The sequence below is a fragment of the Candidatus Curtissbacteria bacterium genome, assembly GCA_024654445.1.
Lineage (GTDB): Bacteria > Patescibacteriota > Microgenomatia > Curtissbacterales > GWA2-41-24 > JANLHP01.
Window position 1 is genome coordinate 1 of record JANLHP010000006.1, and the last position, 14,695, is coordinate 14,695.

Consider the following 14,695-nt stretch of genomic DNA (forward strand, 5'->3'; position numbering starts at 1 on the left):
GTTGGGGTTGAGTTTTTGGTTTTCCCATTGAGCGAGAACAAAGTTGGCGTCGTAGGCCCTAAGGATCTTCCCTTCCGGCGATTCGTATAAACCGTTTCCGATTTTACGTGTGTAATCTCGTTCCATTTATTGTTTGTTTTTTAAAATAATGTCACTTGTCATAAGCCGTCTGTTTTTTTATCGTCATTTAAGAGTTCCAGTGCCTTTTCTCTGGCGGCTTTTTTGCTGCCGTTGTTGTTCAGAACAAGTAACAAAATTGAAGTTGAAAGTCTATCCAGCTTATTGTGCATCTTGTTAAGTTGTCTTGTGGTTATCACCAGAAGAAAAGACGCTACGAACATGGGGTAAGTTTGGGGGTCGGAAGCAAGGCGAATCAAAAAATCGTCCATGTTAAAAGCTTAGAGTCGGATTTTATCGCAACGCAAATCAAGTTTGACTTTTGACGAAGAAGTGATAGTATGGTGTTATTATTCTGCCTGCCAGAATGGTAAAAACACTACTTGTTGTCATATTTTCATCTTTAATATTGGCTGGATGTACTTCTACCGATTCGTCAGTTAGCGGGATAACGGATACAAATTACTCAGAAGAAAGACCACCATCAACCGGGGATTATGATTGCTCAGATTTCTCAAGTCATTCAGAAGCTCAAGACTTTTTTGATTCGGAAGGTTATGGGGATCCACACGGGCTAGACCGTGATGGAGATGGGGAAGCCTGTGAAACGCTACCATGAAGTTTAAGTTATTTATTATATTTTTAATTCTGGTTATAGGTAGTTTTCTTTTTTACTGGTTTCAGATTAGAACTAGTGAGATTAGGAAGGAATGTCACAGAAGTAATTTTGACAGAGTCAACGAGTCAAATTTCGAATGGGCAGAAGGAAAAGAGTGGTCGCCTACGGGGACATATGAAAGAAGAGATCATCTGTGGGGTTGGGTCTATCCAGATCAAGGCGATTTGGAAGTAAAAACTACGAATTACAAACTTTGTTTACAGAAGGAAGGATTAAAGTGAAGGAAATAGCAGCTGGTGTAGCTTGGCTCACTGGCGGATTCTTGCTTTATAGGATTGGTCAAATATATGGGTTCTTGGCATTTATGCTGGTATCAATTGTAGCCCTATTGATTTATCACAGCAGCAACGACAAGTAAGGTTATTTCGGTACTAAACTCTCTATTTGCTTCTTTTCCTGTTTGCTTTCTGTCGTTTCTTTTGGTTCCTTATATTTAAATCCGTACTTTTTGAAAACATTTTCCTGTATTCTGTCCCTAGACTTGGTAATTGCCTTTTGCTTGGCCTCGTTTGACAAGTTCTTGTAGGAGTCCGTAGTATGTGTCGTTTTATACCATTCGTCGTATTGTTTGTTAAATTCGTTATTCGCCTCTCTGAATTTGCTTTCCCCAACTTTTTCCTTAAACGCTGTTTGTGCTTTCGTAGGCTTCTTTGCCCACTCACTTTCAGATTTTCCGTAAGTGTTGGCTCCTATACCTAAGTTGTCAACAATCATTGCAAGCAAGGTGTCAGCAGAGTTTGGGTCTTTTTCAAGTTCTCTATAAGTGGTCACACCAATTGGCACAAATAAGGTCTCCAGTATGCTTTCAGCAGATTTAGGGTCTCTACCCTCGCGATCTTGGCCTTCAAAATAATTCCTAATAACTGCTGCTGCTGGGGAAAGTTTATTCTCAAAAAAGTTGTATATAACGTCTTTGCCTGTTTGTGCTCCAAATTCACCCGAATTGATAGGGCTGACCATGCCAGTAGTAGAAGATTTTGAAGACATTTTAAGTAGTCGTGCTGCTAGTGTAATCAGTGCGCTCGAGCCGCCAGTTACATCAAATCGTGTGTTACCAATCTTGATTTTCCCAAAATCGGCGCTTCTAGGATCTGTCTCAACACTTCCTGGACGCACTGCATTTGCTATTGCTAAAACAGCAGCCGTACCAGTAATTACTTTCACAAGGTTCACAGCAGCTTGCTTTCTGACAAAATTGCTTCCTCCAGCCCCGGTAAAAACATGGCCCAAGGTGTCAACTTGGCTCTTCAAAAATCTAGGAGAGAAAAAGATGTTATTAAGTGTTGTTGCCGTCGAACCCTCAAGTCTGCCTAGATTTCCTCTACCCGTTAAGGAATTAACCATTGAAGCAATTGGCTGAAGTTCTTTAGGGTCGTCGATATTTATGCCAGAGCGCTTGGCAATTTCTAAGTATTTATCAAATATGTCTGCTCGCTGGCGGTAGACAAATCCTGTAAAGGCATTTTCGGAAGCCTTAAAAACTCTGCCAGCAAGGGGTACTTTGGTTGCTATAGTTCCTGGATACGCTTCTTCAATAGTTCCAATGGCAAGCTTTGCCTTCACCATCCGCTCGTAATTTGGTCGTGAAACGATGTCAGCATTCAACTCGTCCATTACCTGTTTTCCGCCAAAAGTCTTGAAAATATCAACAAATGTTTTTCTGGCGTTTCTTTGCCAAATAAGGGGATTGGTCATTAAGGTTTTCCATCCTTGCCTAAAAATCGCGCTGTTATCTAGGGAAGCCTTAATAGACTTTGCATTTCCAGCAACATCGGAAAGATTCTGGCGTACATTTGTCGGTTTAGCTCTATCTGCCAAACTCAATCTTTTTGTACCCTCTTTGAGATCATTCGTGTAATTCATCAACTCTACTTTTGCTCTACCATATGCAATTCTTTGTGTTTCATCAGCAAAAGTTAGGTCCTCTTTCTGTAGGGTTCTTGCTTCTTGAACCTTCTTAGATAAATCAGAAATAGTTTTCGCTTCCTGTTCTGTTACACCAAATCCTAACCTAGTAGAAGCCAAATCTTGTAAAAATACCTTTTCTTCTTCAGGGCTTAGTATTTTGTCCATTCTTTCGATTCTGGAAATTAGGTCTCGTTTGGCTTGTGGGGTAATACCAGATACTTTTTTGGCCCAAGTTATGTAGCCTCTTTGCTGATTTTTCAGAAGTAATTTACTCTCAAAAAGGCCATTTACCTGTACTCCATTTTCTTTCCCGACCAGCTTTTCAAGGAAAGCACGCCTCTCTTCGCTGGTCATTTTTCCCAGTTCGTCAGGGTTAAGAGTGCCATCTTTCAAGGCTCTTTTAAATTCTTGTACTTTTTCTGGTATTAAACAAAATGTCATATTAACACTTGATACTTTCTACGAATTTTCCCCAATCATACTTATCTGGCGTCTTAACTCTCTTTTGAATATCAGCAACTACTTTGTTGCTCATTTCCGTTGGTGTTTTCCCGCTGTATCTTCTCTTAAATGCTTCTTCTCGCACTTTTACTATGTCACTCATTAGTTTTACTGGGGAATCAGGGTCTATTTCGGTCAGGATGCTTAATTCCTGCCCAAGACGGGTAGACTGTAGTGATGCCAGCCTTCTTGCGAGCGCTACGTCACCTTCTGCCAGGTTTTGCATGGCAACATAGATAGAATTGCGAAGTATCCCTTTGGGGGCTTCTTTCTCTCCCGCCAGAACTGCGAGCGCTTCGTTTGGGTTTTTGCTCACGTAATCAGAAGCTTTGGCGATATTTTCCTTCTTACTCATTTCTTTGTAAGTAGAGAGGCCGAGCTGGTCTTTTATTTCTTGTGGTGCTTTATCTAGGGATTTGGTAACTCGTGCTTCCAGTCGGCTTAGTTTTTCTTTGCCTTCTCCAACTGGTAACTGGTTACGAGGAACTTTTATTTCAGATTCACCTTTCATTAAGTCGTTGGCAATTTTGTTCGACCTTATCTTGTCTGCTTCATGTTCAGCCATTCTATTTTTTGGAATGACTTTCAAGTCACGCCACTTCTCATAAATCGGATGGATTGCGTCTGCGACCCTTTTACTCTGTTCTGTATGGACTTGAAATTCTACTGGCTCACCATTTTTGAGTCTGGCTTGAATATTTATGCCCCGATAGCCAAAAGGTGAGGGGCTCTTAAAATAATCCTGTGAATCGACAACCTTTAATTTTTTGGTGACCGCCTCAGTAGCTTGTTGAACTTTATCTTGTGTAGTAATAACCCTTCCTGCGAGTACATCCGCGAACTCGTCTGCATTTCTACTTTCATTCTGGAAACGGATAATTTTTCCCTTAATACTTTCTGGAGATTTAATTCTTGTTTTAAAAGTACCCCCAATATCTTTAGCTACTTCCGTTACTATAGAATCAAAATCAGCCTTGTTTTCTTGACCTATCTTTTGGAGTCTGTTAATATTCGCATCAGCTATGACCGATTCAGTACCCCGCTTTGTTAAAAGAGGATCTAACATTTTTCGAATAGACGAAACCCCAGAAGGAGCACTAACCGCTTTCAAGCTTGTTGACCGTGCTTGGGTTGAGGTTGGTTTCCCAGCGGAGAAAGAATTTGAAGGAATGCCACTTGATCCTTCCGAAATTGCCTCTTTACCCAAAGACTTACCTGCTGCTTGAGGCTTAACAGCATTTTTAACTATTTTCCCTCCCGTTTCTTCAATCGTTTCTTTGACGAACTTTTTCATCGCCGACCTAGCGCTAGTCTTTATTCCCATCGTAGCTAGGTTTCCAATTGGAATAAAATCAGCAACATCGAACGCAACAGAAATAGCAGGATTGGCAAACGCTGTAGTAAGTGCCTCTCCCCATCGTTTATTGTCCATGTGGTCTTTAACCTCACTGACAGTTTTTGGTAAATTCTTGATGCCCTGTTTAAGTTCTTTTTTGCCCTCTTTGGTCGATAAAAGCTCAAGGCTTTTGCCCCAGCTTTGTGCGACTGATCCAGGCATTTGCCCCACAAAGTCTACGATTTCATCATATAGGCCTTTGCTTTTGTATTTTTCAGCAACTTTGGGATAAATACGATCTGGCGCTTTCTGTAAAAGTCTGCCAAATGGTGCGCCGAGTCCTTCGTCAGGGTTTGGCTTACTTGTAACTGCTTTCTTAAAACCATCAAAAACAGACCTTACTGATGTAATTAGTTTGCTCTCCTGTTTTGGTTGAGCCTGTGGTGCCGTGACAAATGCCCCTGGCTCATTTCTTGCGCTTTGGGCGCTGGAGATTGGTTGTATTACCCGATTCGAAGTTTGAAACTGTGGGGCATTATTTGCGTTGCCCCCAGAAATAGGTTGAATAACCATTTAAGAAACAAATTTTCCTTCTTTAAATTCATCTAAACTTTCTTGAGCTGGTCCCCAAGGGGAATAAGAGTTATAGAGTCTGTAAATCTCATCAATGCTTAAGCCGTTTGTCCCGCCATAATGAGGCACTAATTGTCTCGGGGTAACACCTGCCTTAACATCATTAATGAAGTTTTGTTGAGTTTGCTGGGCGTCTACGTTTTTTTGATCAGAGACAGATGCCGCTTTTGGCTTACTTGAAGCTACATTCTGCCTGCTTATAATCTGTCCGGTTCTTGAGTTAATAACCGCAAAGCCCTGGTTTGTGCCATCGTCAAAGGAGATTGTGCTTGTTTGAATATTCTTTTCTCTTTGGGCATTGATGGCGCTGTAGATCATGCTGCTTGAAATTCCTGTTGACCGTGTAAGGTTGGCTATAGCTTCACCGCTTGCGTTATCCAAAGCTCCGGCAGAAAGAAGCGTATTAAACTGGTTTAGGGCTTGTGTAGCAGCCTGAGAGTTAATATCAAATTGCTTAACCTGTAAATTAAGCTGTGTTTCAATGTCGGCCTTTTTAGTAGCTATCTGGTTTTGCAGTGCCAAAGTATCCTGCGCGAATTTCGCGTCCAGTTTCGCAATCCTTCCTGTCATTGTCGCCTCGGACAAGAAGGGGTTATCTTTAATTTTGGCGACTGCTTCATTTTTTGCCAGTGTTTTTGCGTTAAGGTCTGCCTCAATGTCCCTAACGCCTGAATTTGCGTATAAACTTTCATACTGTTGAGGTAGGTTTATAGTCTCGGGTGCTTGAAACCCTGCCTCTGTTCCGGAACCACCCGGACCTGAAGGCCCGGAAGGCCCGGAAGGTTGAGGTGTTGCGGAAGGTTGGAAAGTCCGTTGCTGCTCTTGAAGATAGGATTGAAACTGTGGGAATGGTACGTTTTGCGCCTGCGCCGATTGCCTGTTTACCTCTTCGGAAACTTGTTGCCCTGCGCCAATTTGGCTAGAGCGAGAGTTAATCTGGCCTGGCGCAGATAAGGTTCCCTGTGCAAATTGTTGCCCATCATACCAACCAAGTTCATTAGCTTGTATTACTTGCCCGCTATTTAACTTAACTTGGTTTCCTGAAACAATGCTCGCCATTTTATGTATTCACTCCAATCTGGTTAAGATATGCAAATTCACCGAAGTATTGTTTTGCTGCATAGTTATATGCTTCCCCTGCTTGTTCTGATGTTTTGAAATAACCTAAACAAATTCTTTTCTTATTTACATTTATTTCAGCTCTCCACCTTTTTATCCTTTTATGATCGTTGGCAAAGAAAACTCCTTTAAAGCCATTCTTACTACTTCTTGTATTTTGCATATTTTGTGTCCAACTTCCTATCCTTAAATTTTCTTTTCTATTATCTAGTCCATTAAAATTTTTATGATCAGTTGTTTTATCTTCTGGACAATCAATTATTAAATTATGCATATAAATATTTTTATATTTTGTTTTATCAAATTTATTGTCTTTGTTTTTAAAATATTCTCGTCTATGAGCATATCCATTATCATAATGCCACCTAAATTGGTTTAGATAGTCAAAATCTTCATTATCTACAATAACGAATTTACCTTTTCCAATTTTTCCACTTAATTCTATTTTCTTCATATATCAAAGCGCCCGCGTAAGTCCTTGCTATTACTTCCTCCAAACATATCAGAAACTTCAAACATTGGTTGTAGCTTTTCAAACTTCGCCTGCTCCCGTGCAATTTTGCCCCAAGCAACCGCGAGTATCTGTTTGGCCTCAGCGCTTCTGAATTGGGCGGATTTGTCTTCATCAGTTTTAGCTTTTAGAATTGCGACTGCTTCAAGTTGTATGGCTTCATTAGCCTCTGGAGTAGAGTAAGAAAAGACTGTCGTATCACTATCGGCACTCATAGCAGTAACCACTTTTATCCCCCAGATACAGATGACACCTATTCCTGTTGCAAGGCTTCCAAGTGTGGTAGGTACAGGCCAGATAAAGAACCTTCTCCATTGGTTCGCCCACTTTTTATCGGTTGAGTCTGGGTTATCTTCTTTCCAATTTAAGTAATCATCAAAAGAAAGCGGGCTTCCGTCCGGGTCTTCACCATAGCGCTCTTCTTCTGCGTCAGAATTAGTGATTGAAAGTTTCCAAATAGAATTAGAACGCCAGTTTTGAGGATAGTCGTAGTATTCTTGATTGGCTTGGGTAACAGTTTTTTTTGCGTCCTGAAGTTCTGGCCACGGCAATAGACCCCCTGCCTTCCTGTAGGCTCGGTTTATAGCCCTGTCAATAAGGTTAGGAGAATATAACGTAGATTCATCACCTACGGTTAAGTCGTCTTGGCAAGCTACCCGTATATCCGCTAAAGTAACCATACTCTCAAGGTTAGAGGTGGATTTTATTTAAAGGCAAGAGAAGATTTATAAATTAAGGTTATTTTTAAATATCTTAAAATAAATTACAAGAGTTTTACTTGCTAAAGTGGAATCAATTCTAAAAATTAAAGCGGTGGTTGTTGTATAAAGATTTATACTTTCATGAGGTGCATTTCCAGAACCAGTAAAATAAGGTAAATTAATATATTGTCCTGCTGACAAAATTCCACCAATTACTGCAACAAAAAATGGATAGTAACCTAAATTATGAGTATATATTGTTACTTCGTCAATTATAGGTGATTGCAGTGGATCAGTTATCACTAACCAAGGAGTAGGATTTGTAAAATTATAGGTATAACTATCAGAAATAGCATACTTGAAAGTGTTGTAATCCGAACTGAAAATTAGATTATTAGGATCAGTTTCAGTAAGAGCATTAAATCCTGATTTCGCAACAATAATTTTATTTGTCATGCTAATGGTATTTCACAAATATAATATCTTAAAGTAGGTGTGTAATTACCACCAGTATTATTCGTAAAAGTATACGTGATATTTGTTGCATCAACTTTTACTGATGCTAATTGAAATGATGATCCTAAAGCTGCTGCTGAATGACTTCCTGCTAAGCTAACTCGTCCATCAGCGAATTTAATCATAGTAAAAACAAAAGGAATAAAACTTTGTCCATGAGCCACTGTATGTGAATTTCCACCCGATGCTGAAGTTGGAGAAAAAGTTCCAGTGGCTAAAATTTTGAAAGTATTATAAGCACTGTGAAAAATAAAATCGTTTGGATCAGTTGAAGTTAGTGCATTTTTACCAGCTTTGGCAACTCTAATTTGAAATGTCATACTTGTTGATCGTAAAAAATATAATATAGAAAATTATGATCGCTACCATCAGTATGAGAAAAATGTATAACAGATGTTGTAGCATAAGCATTATATCCAGCACTCGGATTATATAACCATCCTAACTGGAATAAACCACTTCCTAAATCAACAAAAAAAGCAAAAAATGGAATATATCCTAAATTATGGGTGACTTCTGCACTCCCTCCAGTTGGAACATTTATTACTCCACGATCAAACTCTTTAATTAATACATTGTCTTGATCTGAATATAGAGAAAAATGGTCAGGATCTGTATCGGTCAATGCGTTATATCCTGGCAATGCAACTCGTATAACATTTGTCATTAGTCTGGGTCTCCTATCACAATTGCTGGGATTCCATCGTTAAGATATACAGTCCTCCCGTTCCCGCTTGTAGCCTCTTCGGTAATTATTGAATTTGAAACAATTGTTGATCCTGCCCTAACTTGTCCTGCAAAAATCGCACTTCCGTCTGTTCCGTCAATCGCAAAAGTAGTTAATCCTGCTATATCCCTTGCTGTTATTCCGTTAGGAGTAATTCTTAAATCTCCCGTCAGACCCTCCTGGAAATTACCTACCTGAATTGCTCCAGACTGAACTAGCTTGAATTCTTCCAATATTTTCCTACTTCTCGTATTAAGAGCCGTACTTAAAAGTTCTACGGCAGTCCTTTTAACTGGGAACTTCTCTCCCTTTGTGGTAGCAGGGCTGAAAGTATCGTTTTTACCACCTTCGGAAACCGAAGTGGGGATTACAAGAGGCTCACCCGGAAACGGGTTGTCCTCGATTACTTCTGGTTCAAAAACGTCTTTAGCCATTTATAAAATAAGTGTTGATCCTAAAAATCTCAGGTGTAGTGTTGCCGCTTGGATTTAAAACAAGCCTAGTTTCTATTATGTCCATTTCTTCGCCTATCCTGAAAGTTGCTTTTTTACCGCCCGTTGAAGTAAAAGCGCTGTTCCCGTCTGCGGTATTTGCCTGCACAAAAGTGCCTGATTTGTTTTTCTGATAATAAAACTCGACACTGCACCCTGTCGGTAGCTCGTCCATAAATACCTCAACGTGGGTAAAGATTGTTGGTTTTTCGGCTTTTGTAACGGGGACTCGATATTCTAATCCTTCCCATATGCCCGTAGCCTTTGTGGTTGAATCTACCGCCCGAACCCCAAAATCCGTCCCATCGCGGTATGAGGCAATATCCGTGCCGTCTACGTTCACCACAGCCCCTATCTCATCCACGTCCATCTCGTATTCAAGGTTCATGGTGAATGGCTGCTCTTTGTTTTTTCTGCCGATTGTGTAAATGCCGTTTTTACCGCTGTCTGCCCCGAATACTCCCCATAAGGACATATTCCCAAGTGTTTGTCTGTCAATCCAGCTATCAGCGGGAAATACCCAGTCAAACATTTCTATTTCCTCAACTTCGTTGGCTACCCCACCTGGGTTTACCCTTCCGCCTCCTGGGAACTTTTTATACGGTATCGAATCGGTAAAGTTGGCAAAGAATAATTCGCCGTTAGTACCTATCTGTATTAAAGGCACTTCGCAGTCTATCGCTCCATTTACCCCTTTATTCGGGTATCCTGCGGGGTAACTCCCAAAAACCGCCCTTCCGTTTCTCTCGACAATAGTTTTTATAAATCTTCCCGGGATTATGTCTAAAGCTTCATTTGTCCATGAATCGTCATAACCAACCAAAGCCACTTTTGACCCATTGGCTATGTAGTTTGCACCACCTACCTGTTTCATAGTGTGCCAGTCAGTACCTGTTAAGTTATCGGCAATTTCTTCGGTATCGCTCCAGTCGGAAGCACCGGGTAAAGGTTTTCTTTTAATTGAAGTAGCAGTTGCCCATTGTAAATAAGTTGCTCCTGTATCAGACGGCTTTTCAATAGCGCCTTTAATTGCTCCATCAGGGTCTTTATATACATTTCTTGTAAATCCGTCTGAGTACCTTCTGTAAATGTTTCCTGCGTTACCGAATCCGTAAGTGTTGCCGTCTGTTGCCTTCACCCACGCAATTACTAGATCAACATATACATTATTAAGTCCTGCCGATGGTGAAAGAGACGGACTTACCGATGAAGAAGGAGAGGCACTTTGTGAAGGCGATAAACTAGCTGATGAGCTTCTTGAAGCTGAGGCTGAAGGTGACAAAGAAGGAGAATTAGATTTGGACGGACTAACCGAAGCACTGGCACTACTGCTGGGTGAAACTGATGGACTTGGTGAGAGAGATGCAGATTGAGAATGGCTTGTACCAAAAAGCCCTTCTTCCTTCATTGCTTGCCCAGCAGAAAGAGTATCTACATCCTTGCGAATGTCACAGTTACTGGCAAATTTAAAGGCTCCACGCACGCCTCGATTGGCAAAACTACTGACCCCGCCCTCGAAACTTTTCTGTTCCAAAACTCCCATAACCTAAAGATTAGAGACCGAATTTATCGGAAGACAAGTTAGTCTGGTGAAGAAGGTAATGCATCCCACTGCTTGTACTTCGGTTCGTAGACATCGTTATTTTCCGAATACTTATCACCATAGGTGTTTCCTATTAGCGAGTATTTATCCACATATTCAATAGGAGATTGTGACGGACTGGCGCTTTGACTGGGACTGGCAGAGGCCGAAGGGCTAAAACTTGCACTGGCTGATTTTGAAGCTGAGGCACTTGCCGAAGCACTGCCACTGGCTGAGGGGGAAAGTGACGCCGACCCACTAGCAGAAGGTGAAACGCTAGGTGATTCGCTAGAAGATTGTGAAGCGCTTTCACTAGCCGAAGGACTAAGAGACGCCGATTCAGAACTGGACGGACTGAGAGACGGAGACTCACTTGCGCTGGCACTGGTACTCGCTGAGGCTGAGCCAGAGGCGCTAGCCGAAGCTGATTGTGAGGCCGAATCACTTTTTGAGGCCGAGGCACTAGCGGAAGCGGAAGCAGACTTTGAAGCGCTTTTGGACGCTGACGCTGATGCACTGTCACTGCTAGAAGCAGACGGGCTTAAACTCTTTGATTCTGACGCAGACGTAGAAGAACTTTCCGAACTGCTAGGAGACTGTGAGGCGGAGGCAGACTTGGACTCCGAAGCTGACGCACTGGCGCTGGGTGATTGTGAAGCCGAGGCACTAGCACTTTCCGAGGCGGATGCAGATTTTGAGGCACTCTTACTTTCACTTGCACTAGGACTTAAACTTTTAGACTCAGACTTACTCTCTGAAGCAGAGACGGATGCCGAGGCGCTTGCACTCTCAGAAGCTGATTCAGATGCACTTCCCCCCGATGGACTCGCAGAAGCGGATTCACTGGCACTTTCGCTTGCGCTCGGAGACTGGCTTTTACTAGCAGATTTTGATTCACTTGCTGATGCGGAAGCTGATGCTGATGCAGACATTGACGCACTAGGACTTTGTGACTTTGATTCGCTAACGGATGCAGATGCTGAAGCAGATTTAGATTCAGACTTCGACTCACTGGCACTTGGAGAGAGACTCTTTGACTCAGAAGCTGAACCAGAGGCGGAGGCACTTTTAGAAGCACTCGCCGATTCAGAAGCTGACGGACTTTGCGAGGGGCTTACTGAAGGTGACACGCTTGGACTAATAGATGGACTAATTGAAGGACTAACAGAAGGAGAGACTGATGGACTCGCTGAAACACCCGTCGCTGCTTTTATCTCAATAGCAACCCCTCCAATGTCAGCGGTTGGTGAGGTAATATCTACCCCTGTATCATTTGTTGCTTTAAATTCCGCTACCGCTCCAGCTTCTCCTGCTACCTGTTGATTAGCCGAAGTTAAGGCAAATCCTGTTCCTGCTGTCATGTTCCCCTCACCAGCATTACCAAAACCACCATAAGTAGCATTGTCGACATCAGAAAAAGCAGCTAAAGTGATAGTTAATGAAGTTGCGGCCGCTGCCTCCCCTGTTACCGCCTGAACGATTGCTCCCGAACCATTAGTTCCTGAAGTATCCATTCCCGTTATCTCATCAATGACCCAAGTCTTAGCAGTTTGTGTTCCACTCCACGTGATAGTTACTGCTCCTGCACTCGGAGAAGCGCCCATTGCTCTATAAAGAAAGACTGTTCTTCTTGATCCCGAAGCGTCAAAATCTCTATGACCTATCTCCACCCACGTCAGACCATTACCCGAGATACTGGATATTGCTGGTTGAACTGAATCGGCACGTGCACAGATCGTTAACAGAATAAGTTTGTTTGCAGAGGGAGAAATAGACGCGGTATCGGAATTAGTATCATCAGTTGCATCCTGCCCAGAAGTTAAATTTGCAACGGATAGACTAGGTGCTATTGAAGGAGATATGCTAGGCGAAACACTTGGACTGACTGAGGGTGAGACAGATGGACTAACACTAGGCGAAACAGAGGCAGACGGGCTTTGGCTAGGAGACACAGATGGAGATACACTTGGGGATACTGATGGAGAAGCTGAGGCTAAAACCCCAATGTCCTCAACTGCAAAAGACGCAGCTATCAATCCGTTGACTGTTGGTGTCACACTAAAAGCTTGTGCGCCTGTCGCCCCCGCAGGGGTCTTTACCTTGTATGTAAAAATTTGTGGCTCATTTAGTGCTGTTTGCTCAACTGTATAGCCCGTGGGCGTAGATACGGTAGTCGATGTGCTGTTGTCGTGAAAGAGAACAGCACAATGGATCGCATTATCAGTAGTGGTGATAATGCTAGGGGCGGACAACTCCCCTGAACCTTCAACATTATTACAATTCCCCGTACTCGGAGCGATATTAAAAATGGTGCTAGGGTGGGGGTTTTGAAAAGTAACTGCTACAACTGACCACCGACCGCTTGTTCCCAACGTAAAGTTATACGTTGTTGGATCGCCTGCTTGTATCCTTCTGGAGAAGATGGATATGACATGGCCTGATGTCGTATTAGGTTGGTAATCGTTAATATGTTCAGTAAAAGGAGTTGAACCATTGTTATCTACAATTGTAGTCAAATTGTTTCCATGAACTGTAATAACAACTACGTCACCTGTGGTTGTTCCTGTCGGAGCAGAGACAGACATCGCCGTACCTGTTGTACTTGAGTTTTTATTTGACGATCTAACTATTGTTGCCATGTTATGTTATATTTCTCCTATGTTTAAATGGTTACAATCCATATTCTGGATGCTACGGGATCGTTGTGACGAGTGCGGGGGCAAGGTAGAAGACTTAGCCGAAAGAAGAGCTGTCTGTCTCAGTTGCGGCAAGACCTTCAGATAAGCTGTATTTCTCACGAATGTTTTCATAGCGTTGTTGAGTATTTATCCGTATAAGTATTACCTACTGTTGAGTATTTATTCACATACTCGGCAGGAGAAGGGGAAGCGCTGGCTGAGGCGCTTTGCGACAAAGAAGCCGAAGGACTAAGAGACGGACTGGCTGAGCGACTGCCCGATGCTGAAGCACTAGCTGACGCGCTAGCTGAACTACTTGCACTAGGAGAAAGACTGGCACTGGCACTCATTGACTCAGAAGCTGATTCACTGGCACTCATTGATGCAGAAGCACTTTTACTTGCTGATTTAGATTCACTAGCAGAAGGACTTAAACTTTGGCTTGCTGAAGCGCTAGCACTACGGGAGGCTGAACGAGAGGCACTGGCAGACTCGCTTGCTGAAGGGCTTAAACTAGCCGATGCCGATTTCGACGCGCTTGCGCTTGCAGACGCGCTCGGTGAAAGCGATGTGCTCGGACTCAACGATGGGCTTCCTTCTCCTGATCTAATATCATCCCAAAAAGCCGTTCCTGTTGTTGAAGTAGATTGCGCTAAAACCACATGGGTAATACTTGTAAAACCGTTATTCCCAATATCAGCAACGTAAGTTGAATATGTTCCCCCATCTAATCTTGCCCGAAACCTTGAATTGGCTTGATCAATTTCAATATCAACTTCATACCATTGATTAGCATTAGGGGAAGCAGATAAAACCTCAGTTGTATTACCGACAAGACTAATCCCAGCATCAGCATCAAAAAGAAGACGAACTTGGTCATTTGCACTGCCTGATGCACTCCTTAAAGTAAATGCAAATGTAATTGACCCTGCGGCAACTGAGGATTTTCTAATTGCTACATGGACTATACCTGAAGTAACACCTGTTGTTAATTGTCGTTCACTAACCGCATCGGCTTCGCTTAAAGAAACTGCCTTTGCACCTTCAAAAACAGTCGTCCCTTGGACTTGAGGTCCTGTTCCAGTTACGGCTGTCCAAGCTCCAGCCCAACCAGTACCCCCATTATTGGTGGCTAAATTACCATCCGAATATGTGTTGAAATTTTCAATTGCTGTCCACGACATACACTTAGACTA

The 14,695-nt window shown here is 42.4% G+C and carries 17 protein-coding genes; 5 read left to right on the forward strand and 12 right to left on the reverse strand.

Annotated elements, in window-relative coordinates; all coding sequences use genetic code 11:
- Positions 1 to 158: 158 nt before the first annotated feature.
- A complete protein-coding gene (locus NUV69_00435) occupies positions 159 to 389 on the reverse strand; it encodes a hypothetical protein (GenBank protein MCR4324142.1) in 231 nt (76 codons plus the stop codon).
- 137 nt (positions 390 to 526) lie between these two features.
- On the opposite strand from NUV69_00435, the gene NUV69_00440 reads away from it, so the two are divergent.
- Together NUV69_00440 and NUV69_00445 are read left to right on the forward strand one after the other, a co-directional pair.
- Positions 527 to 736, forward strand: coding sequence for an excalibur calcium-binding domain-containing protein (locus NUV69_00440; GenBank protein MCR4324143.1), 210 nt, complete (start codon positions 527 to 529; stop codon positions 734 to 736).
- A 199-nt stretch (positions 737 to 935) separates the two neighbouring features.
- Entirely contained in the window at positions 936 to 1,154 is a 219-nt protein-coding gene (locus NUV69_00445; protein MCR4324144.1) for a hypothetical protein, read from the forward strand.
- A 2-nt stretch (positions 1,155 to 1,156) separates the two neighbouring features.
- Here the strand turns inward: NUV69_00445 and NUV69_00450 are convergent, their stop codons facing one another.
- Genes NUV69_00450 through NUV69_00495 form a run of 10 tightly spaced genes read right to left on the reverse strand, consistent with a single transcriptional unit; the run spans position 1,157 to position 10,377 of the window.
- Positions 1,157 to 3,145: a hypothetical protein gene (locus NUV69_00450; protein MCR4324145.1), complete on the reverse strand. Its 1,989-nt coding sequence runs from the start codon at positions 3,143 to 3,145 to the stop codon at positions 1,157 to 1,159.
- 1 nt (position 3,146) lies between these two features.
- Positions 3,147 to 5,114: a RelA/SpoT domain-containing protein gene (locus tag NUV69_00455; protein ID MCR4324146.1), complete on the reverse strand. Its 1,968-nt coding sequence runs from the start codon at positions 5,112 to 5,114 to the stop codon at positions 3,147 to 3,149.
- Complete coding sequence (locus NUV69_00460; GenBank protein ID MCR4324147.1) at positions 5,115 to 6,233, reverse strand: hypothetical protein; 1,119 nt, start codon at positions 6,231 to 6,233, stop codon at positions 5,115 to 5,117. It lies immediately after the preceding gene.
- A gap of 1 nt (position 6,234) precedes the next feature.
- Positions 6,235 to 6,747: an AP2 domain-containing protein gene (locus NUV69_00465; protein MCR4324148.1), complete on the reverse strand. Its 513-nt coding sequence runs from the start codon at positions 6,745 to 6,747 to the stop codon at positions 6,235 to 6,237.
- Positions 6,744 to 7,484: a hypothetical protein gene (locus NUV69_00470; GenBank protein ID MCR4324149.1), complete on the reverse strand. Its 741-nt coding sequence runs from the start codon at positions 7,482 to 7,484 to the stop codon at positions 6,744 to 6,746. Before NUV69_00470 ends, NUV69_00465 begins: the two co-directional genes overlap by 4 nt.
- A 45-nt stretch (positions 7,485 to 7,529) precedes the next feature.
- Positions 7,530 to 7,961, reverse strand: a complete 432-nt coding sequence (locus NUV69_00475; GenBank protein MCR4324150.1) for a hypothetical protein — start codon at positions 7,959 to 7,961, stop codon at positions 7,530 to 7,532.
- Positions 7,958 to 8,341, reverse strand: coding sequence for a hypothetical protein (locus NUV69_00480; protein ID MCR4324151.1), 384 nt, complete (start codon positions 8,339 to 8,341; stop codon positions 7,958 to 7,960). The genes NUV69_00475 and NUV69_00480 overlap by 4 nt, the downstream gene beginning before the upstream one ends.
- Complete coding sequence (locus tag NUV69_00485; protein ID MCR4324152.1) at positions 8,338 to 8,688, reverse strand: hypothetical protein; 351 nt, start codon at positions 8,686 to 8,688, stop codon at positions 8,338 to 8,340. The genes NUV69_00480 and NUV69_00485 overlap by 4 nt, the downstream gene beginning before the upstream one ends.
- The gene (locus NUV69_00490; protein MCR4324153.1) at positions 8,688 to 9,182 is read right to left on the reverse strand and encodes a hypothetical protein; all 495 of its coding nucleotides are present in this window, start codon (positions 9,180 to 9,182) and stop codon (positions 8,688 to 8,690) included. The genes NUV69_00485 and NUV69_00490 overlap by 1 nt, the downstream gene beginning before the upstream one ends.
- On the reverse strand, positions 9,175 to 10,377 hold the full coding sequence (locus NUV69_00495; GenBank protein ID MCR4324154.1) for a hypothetical protein: 1,203 nt from the start codon (positions 10,375 to 10,377) through the stop codon (positions 9,175 to 9,177). The genes NUV69_00490 and NUV69_00495 overlap by 8 nt, the downstream gene beginning before the upstream one ends.
- Here NUV69_00495 and NUV69_00500 point away from each other — a divergent pair.
- The 3 genes from NUV69_00500 to NUV69_00510 all read left to right on the forward strand — a co-directional run bounded on the left by NUV69_00500 (position 10,358) and on the right by NUV69_00510 (position 12,972).
- Complete coding sequence (locus tag NUV69_00500; protein MCR4324155.1) at positions 10,358 to 10,612, forward strand: hypothetical protein; 255 nt, start codon at positions 10,358 to 10,360, stop codon at positions 10,610 to 10,612. The genes NUV69_00495 and NUV69_00500 overlap by 20 nt on opposite strands.
- A 704-nt stretch (positions 10,613 to 11,316) precedes the next feature.
- Positions 11,317 to 12,144 carry a hypothetical protein gene (locus NUV69_00505; GenBank protein ID MCR4324156.1) on the forward strand — a complete coding sequence of 276 codons (828 nt, stop codon included), beginning with the start codon at positions 11,317 to 11,319 and terminating at the stop codon, positions 12,142 to 12,144.
- Positions 12,145 to 12,573: 429 nt separating this feature from the next.
- Entirely contained in the window at positions 12,574 to 12,972 is a 399-nt protein-coding gene (locus NUV69_00510; protein ID MCR4324157.1) for a hypothetical protein, read from the forward strand.
- 655 nt (positions 12,973 to 13,627) lie between these two features.
- On the opposite strand, the gene NUV69_00515 is transcribed toward NUV69_00510, so the two are convergent.
- Positions 13,628 to 14,683 carry a hypothetical protein gene (locus tag NUV69_00515; GenBank protein ID MCR4324158.1) on the reverse strand — a complete coding sequence of 352 codons (1,056 nt, stop codon included), beginning with the start codon at positions 14,681 to 14,683 and terminating at the stop codon, positions 13,628 to 13,630.
- Between the last annotated feature and the right edge of the window lie 12 nt (positions 14,684 to 14,695).

Bases quoted from the DNA above. Each gene is read 5' to 3' on its own strand.
- NUV69_00435 (MCR4324142.1), bottom strand. From the start codon at position 389: ATGGACGATTTTTTGATTCGCCTTGCTTCCGACCCCCAAACTTACCCC.
- NUV69_00450 (MCR4324145.1), bottom strand. From the start codon at position 3,145: ATGACATTTTGTTTAATACCAGAAAAAGTACAAGAATTTAAAAGAGCC.
- NUV69_00455 (MCR4324146.1), bottom strand. From the start codon at position 5,114: ATGGTTATTCAACCTATTTCTGGGGGCAACGCAAATAATGCCCCACAG.
- NUV69_00460 (MCR4324147.1), bottom strand. From the start codon at position 6,233: ATGGCGAGCATTGTTTCAGGAAACCAAGTTAAGTTAAATAGCGGGCAA.
- NUV69_00465 (MCR4324148.1), bottom strand. From the start codon at position 6,747: ATGAAGAAAATAGAATTAAGTGGAAAAATTGGAAAAGGTAAATTCGTT.
- NUV69_00470 (MCR4324149.1), bottom strand. From the start codon at position 7,484: ATGGTTACTTTAGCGGATATACGGGTAGCTTGCCAAGACGACTTAACC.
- NUV69_00475 (MCR4324150.1), bottom strand. From the start codon at position 7,961: ATGACAAATAAAATTATTGTTGCGAAATCAGGATTTAATGCTCTTACT.
- NUV69_00480 (MCR4324151.1), bottom strand. From the start codon at position 8,341: ATGACATTTCAAATTAGAGTTGCCAAAGCTGGTAAAAATGCACTAACT.
- NUV69_00485 (MCR4324152.1), bottom strand. From the start codon at position 8,688: ATGACAAATGTTATACGAGTTGCATTGCCAGGATATAACGCATTGACC.
- NUV69_00490 (MCR4324153.1), bottom strand. From the start codon at position 9,182: ATGGCTAAAGACGTTTTTGAACCAGAAGTAATCGAGGACAACCCGTTT.
- NUV69_00515 (MCR4324158.1), bottom strand. From the start codon at position 14,683: ATGTCGTGGACAGCAATTGAAAATTTCAACACATATTCGGATGGTAAT.